Consider the following 4,991-nt stretch of genomic DNA (forward strand, 5'->3'; position numbering starts at 1 on the left):
CGCTCACGCTTCGTGAGCGCGATCCGGATCGTGGAGGACCAGAGGTCAACCGGCAGCAACCATCCGGCAGCATCTGATCGAAGCAATCCGGCGATTAATATTAGCCTGCAATCATATACCTTCCACAGCCGCCCACAATAGGCCGATCGGCTGAGATGAGGACTCCTAACGCAGATCAATCAAAGACCGCCTTTCCCGATAGGAATTTTTTCTTGACACCCTGCCCTCAGCTATGGTACATATTCGTCCATGGTGCTGATTTGCGCCGATAACCCGCCGCACAGGCGGGTTTTTCGTTTAATACCCTGTCCCAGCATCGCTGTTTTTGCCGCGACGAATTGGCATATTCGAAGTCCGCCTCCTGGCGGGCGGTGGCTGTTGCACGGTCCATAGCGCCGCACTATGGCTAGCGGCTTGTCAAACAAGGCGACGCAGAATGGCGAAGGACGGCAGCGAGCACGGCGGGATGGGCATCAACACGCGGCTTGCCCATTCGGGCAACAATCCGCACGACTATTTCGGCTTCGTCAATCCGCCGGTGGTGCATGCTTCGACCGTGCTGTTTCGCGACGCGGCTTCGATGGCGGCACGCACCCAGAAATACACTTACGGCACGCGCGGCACACCGACGACCGATGCGCTTGCCCATGCCATAGACGCGCTGGAAGGCTCGGCAGGCACGATCGTAGTGCCGTCGGGCCTTGCGGCGGTGACGGTGCCGCTGCTCGCCTTCGTCTCGGCCGGCGACCATCTGCTGATCGTCGATACCGTCTATCATCCGACCCGCAATTTCGCCGACACGATGCTGAAGCGGCTGGGCGTCGAGGTCGAGTATTACGCCCCCGATGTCGGCGCCGGCATCGCGGCGTTGATCAAGCCCAACACCAAGGTGGTGTTCACGGAATCGCCGGCCTCCAACACGTTCGAGGTGCAGGACATCCCGGCTATCGCCAAGGCGGCGCACGCCGCGGGCGCCATCGTCATGATGGACAATACGTGGGCGACGCCACTCTATTTCCGTCCGCTCGACCACGGCGTCGACATCTCGATCCATGCGGCGACCAAATACCCAGCCGGCCATTCCGACGTGCTGCTCGGCACGGTGTCGGCCAATGAGAGCTGCTGGACGCATCTTTACGAGAGCTTCTGCACGCTTGGCTGTTGCGCCGGGCCCGACGACGTCTACCAGGTGCTGCGTGGCCTGCGCAGCATGGGCGTGCGCCTCGAACACCATCAGCGCAGTACGCTTGCCATCGCCTCCTGGCTCGAGGGCCAGAAGGGCGTGGCGCGCGTGCTCCACCCGGCCCTGCCCAGCCATCCGGACCACGCTCTGTGGAAGCGAGATTTCTCCGGCTCCAGCGGCATCTTTTCCATCGTTCTTGCCGGTGGCGGCCAGAAGCAGCAGCACGCCTTTCTCGACGCGCTGCGGATCTTCGGCCTCGGCTATTCCTGGGGCGGCTATGAGAGCCTTGCCGTACCGGTCTGGCTCGGCGACCGCGTCGTTGCAAAAGCGCCCTATGAGGGTCCGTTGATCCGCCTGCAGATCGGCCTCGAGGACGTCGACGACCTGAAGGCCGACATCTCGCGCGGCCTGACCGCCGCGGCGGCTGCGTAGCGGAATTCTATTCCCTAAAATTGCGGTTTGCCGGATCAGTTTGGCTTTCAAATTCAACGATGCCGCGTCATTGCGGTGCGATCAGCACATTTTCGACTTCCCCTGGAATACCGGCAGAGTTTTCGACCCCATGGCTTTCCGCCTTTTTGTTCCCATTCTTGCCGGCGCGACGCTGCGCGAGCGTCTCGTCGCCTGTATCGGCGCGACGATCGGCATTGCGCTCACCGGCGTGATCGCCAGCCTTGTACTCGGCAACGGCCCGCATGTGCCGCTGCTGGTGGCGCCGATGGGGGCGTCGGCGGTGCTGCTGTTCGCCGTGCCCGCCAGTCCGCTGGCACAGCCATGGTCGATCATCGGCGGCAACACGATATCGGCGCTGGTCGGCGTGATCGTGGCGCATTTCATCCACGAAACCGCCCTTGCCAGCGGCATCGCGGTGGCACTGGCCATCGCCGCCATGTCGTTCACGCGCTGCCTGCATCCGCCGGGAGGAGCGGCCGCGCTGACCGCGGTGCTGGGAGGGCCTGCCGTCATCAGCGCCGGCTTCCTGTTTCCATTCGTTCCGGTGGCGCTGAACTCGATCCTGCTGGTGGCGCTCGGCTACGGCTTCCACAGGCTGGCCCGGCGCAATTATCCGCATGTGCCGGTTGCAGTGCCGGCGAACAGCCACGGCACCGGCGATCCGCCGGCGCAACTGCGCGTCGGCTTCCGCTCCGAAGACATCGATGCCGCGCTTGGCGCACTCGACGAGACGTTCGATATCGATCGCAACGATCTCGACCGGCTGCTGCGGCAGGTCGAATTGCAGGCGATGGTGCGCGCGCACAAGACCCTTCTGTGCGAGGACATCATGTCGCGCGATGTCATCTCGGTCGATGCTCACACCTCGACCGAGGCGGCGCGCCAATTGCTGCTTGACCACAACATCCGGACCTTGCCGGTCGTCAATGCGGAGGCCAGGCTGGCAGGCACCGTGGGGTTGCGCGAACTCACCCAGGCCTCCGGGACGGTCGGATCCGTTATATCGCCCGCGGCAACAGCCGCCGCCGGCTTCGCCGCCATGGGTCTGCTGCCCGTGCTCACCGACGGCCGCAGCCACGCGGTCATCATCGTCGACGACGACAAGCGGATTCTCGGGCTGATCACCCAGACCGATCTGTTGGCGGCCACAGCGCGCCTGCAGGCTGCCTGACAAGCCTTCACTCGCACTGTAGGGTAGCGGCCGCCGGGCCCGGCAGAAAATCTTCGGGAACCTTTTGCCGGCGACAGCGTCCAATCTCCCGATCGAGATCTTGGTTCGGAGATTGGGTTGAGGAAAGTGGCGATGCCTGCTGTGTTGACGGCCGTGCCTTCCGCTGCGCCAGGCGAGATGCAGCTTGTGCACCGCGCGCTGGCGCGCGACGGCGACGCCTTCCGCACCATCATCAAGACACACAATCAGCGGCTCTACCGGATCGCGCGCGGCGTCGTGCGCAATGACAGCGAGGCCGAGGACATCGTCCAGGAGGCCTACCTCAAGGCTTTCGCCCATCTCGATGCGTTTCGCGGCGACTCCTCGCTCGCCACATGGCTGTCGCGCATCGTCATCAACGAGGCGCTCGGCCGCCTGCGCAAAAGGCGCAGAACGGTGGCAATGCCGGAAAATCCGCAAGCCGAGATCATCCGGTTCCCCCTCCACCCCAGCGACGATCCGGAACGGACGATGGCGCAAAGGCAGATCCTCCAACTGGTCGAACAGGCCACAGACAGCCTTCCCGACGTCTACCGGACGGTGTTCGTGGCGCGGGTGATCGAGGGGCTGAGCATCGAGGAGACCGCCGATCTCCTCGGCGTGCGGCCGCAAACCGTCAAGACAAGGCTGCACCGCGCCCGCGCCCTGGTGCGCAAGGCGCTGGACGATCAGATCGGGCCGGTGCTGCTCGATGCCTTCCCCTTCGCCGGCCGGCGTTGCGAACGACTGACCAGCGCGGTCATGCGGCGGCTCGGGCTGGAAAGCTGAGCCTCACCGGATTCAATTGATTTTGGCGGGAACGTTTGCCGCTGGCCAGCATCCAATGACCGTCAACCGAAAACACAGTCCGGCGCGATTTTCAGCGTCCGGCGAAGGAGATGCCATGTCCATCCGACACACTGCCGCGCTCGCCGCCCTGCTGCTGCTCGGCACCGCCCCGTTCGCACAAGCCGCCGACAAGCCAACCGATCCGCAGATCGCCCACATCGCCTATACGGCCGGGGTCATCGACGTTGAAGCGGCCAAGCTGGCCATCGAAAAATCGAAGACCAAGGAGGTCGTGGATTTCGCCAACGACATGGTGCGCGACCACGAAGCCGTGAACGTGCAGGCGCTCGATCTGGTGAAGAAGCTCAAGGTCACGCCGGAAGACAACGCCACCAGCCAGGCGCTGACCAAAGCTGCGGCGGAGGAGCGGGCCAAGCTCGCCAAACTCGACGGCGCTGCCTTCGACAAGGCCTATGTCGATAACGAGGTCGCCTACCACAAGCAGGTCAACGGCGCGCTCGAAACCCTTTTGATCCCGTCGGCGCAGAATGCCGACCTGAAGGGCCTGCTGGAAACCGGCCTGAAGATTTTCCAGGGCCATGAGCAGCACGCCGAGCACGTCGCCGGCAGGCTCAAGTAAGGACCGGGAGCATGCCGAAACGCTATCTGTGGATTGCGTTGACGCTGGCCGTCGGTACCGTTCCGGCGCGAGCGGAAACCATCCAGGTCATCATCGACAGGCTGGTGTTCTCGCCAGCCACCGTCGAGGCCAAGGTCGGCGACACGATCGAGTGGGTGAACAAGGATGTGTTCGCCCACACGGCCACCGTGAAAGGCGGCTGGGAAGTGATGATCCCGCCGAAGAAATCCGCAAGCCTGACATTGAAGGCCGCGGGACCGGTCGACTATTTCTGCCGCTTTCACCCCAACATGAAAGGCCGTTTGGTGGTGGCGCCCTGATCCAGCGCCAACGAGGCTCGCCTGGCCTCGTCGGGACGCGCGATATGCGTCCACGAGCCGTCATAGCCCGGCTCGCGGCGTGCCATCCAGGCATTCAGCCCTTCGCGCAGATCAGCGGTCGGGGCCATGCGGGCGAACTGCTCGGCCTCGACCAGCAAACCTTCGGCGATGCTCTGGTTGAGGCCGCGGGCCACTGCCGTGAGGATGCCGGCAATCGCCAGATCGGAGTGTCGCAGGATACGCCTGGCCAGGCCGATCGCGGCCGGCATCAATTCGGCATGCGGCACAACCTCGTTGACGAGACCCAACTCAAGCGCCCGCGGCGGCGCAAACCAGTCACCGGTCAACAGCAACTCCAGCGCCCGCTTGCGCCCGGCGAGCCTTGGCAGGCGTTGGGTTCCACCGAAGGTCGGCGGC

The 4,991-nt window shown here is 64.2% G+C and carries 6 protein-coding genes; 5 read left to right on the top strand and 1 reads right to left on the bottom strand.

All coding sequences use genetic code 11. The features are described from left to right. Positions 1-436 precede the first annotated feature (436 nt). The 5 genes from EN906_RS22615 (at position 437) to EN906_RS22635 (ending at position 4,574) form a co-directional block, all read left to right on the top strand. Positions 437-1,615 (top strand): cystathionine beta-lyase, encoded by a 1,179-nt coding sequence (locus EN906_RS22615; protein WP_127269118.1) that lies wholly within the window; start codon positions 437-439, stop codon positions 1,613-1,615. Between the two features lie 130 nt (positions 1,616-1,745). Further along, positions 1,746-2,807 carry an HPP family protein gene (locus tag EN906_RS22620; protein ID WP_127269119.1) on the top strand — a complete coding sequence of 354 codons (1,062 nt, stop codon included), beginning with the start codon at positions 1,746-1,748 and terminating at the stop codon, positions 2,805-2,807. Positions 2,808-2,939: 132 nt separating this feature from the next. Next, entirely contained in the window at positions 2,940-3,614 is a 675-nt protein-coding gene (locus tag EN906_RS22625) for an RNA polymerase sigma factor (RefSeq protein ID WP_127269120.1), read from the top strand. A 115-nt stretch (positions 3,615-3,729) separates the two neighbouring features. Beyond that, on the top strand, positions 3,730-4,254 hold the full coding sequence (locus tag EN906_RS22630; protein ID WP_127269121.1) for a DUF4142 domain-containing protein: 525 nt from the start codon (positions 3,730-3,732) through the stop codon (positions 4,252-4,254). 11 nt (positions 4,255-4,265) lie between these two features. Further along, complete coding sequence (locus tag EN906_RS22635) at positions 4,266-4,574, top strand: cupredoxin family copper-binding protein (RefSeq protein ID WP_127269122.1); 309 nt, start codon at positions 4,266-4,268, stop codon at positions 4,572-4,574. Here the strand turns inward: EN906_RS22635 and EN906_RS22640 are convergent. Beyond that, on the bottom strand, positions 4,535-4,991 hold a 457-nt coding region (locus tag EN906_RS22640), incomplete at its 5' end, for an enoyl-CoA hydratase-related protein (RefSeq protein ID WP_245484312.1). The two genes, EN906_RS22635 and EN906_RS22640, sit on opposite strands and share 40 nt — an antisense overlap.

Source organism: Mesorhizobium sp. M7A.F.Ca.CA.004.06.1.1 (genome assembly GCF_003999135.1).
In the GTDB taxonomy this organism is placed as follows: Bacteria; Pseudomonadota; Alphaproteobacteria; order Rhizobiales; family Rhizobiaceae; genus Mesorhizobium.

Coding starts and splice junctions, on each gene's coding strand:
- EN906_RS22615 (WP_127269118.1), top strand. CDS start 437: ATGGCGAAGGACGGCAGCGAGCACGGCGGGATGGGCATCAACACGCGG.
- EN906_RS22620 (WP_127269119.1), top strand. CDS start 1,746: ATGGCTTTCCGCCTTTTTGTTCCCATTCTTGCCGGCGCGACGCTGCGC.
- EN906_RS22625 (WP_127269120.1), top strand. CDS start 2,940: ATGCCTGCTGTGTTGACGGCCGTGCCTTCCGCTGCGCCAGGCGAGATG.
- EN906_RS22630 (WP_127269121.1), top strand. CDS start 3,730: ATGTCCATCCGACACACTGCCGCGCTCGCCGCCCTGCTGCTGCTCGGC.
- EN906_RS22635 (WP_127269122.1), top strand. CDS start 4,266: ATGCCGAAACGCTATCTGTGGATTGCGTTGACGCTGGCCGTCGGTACC.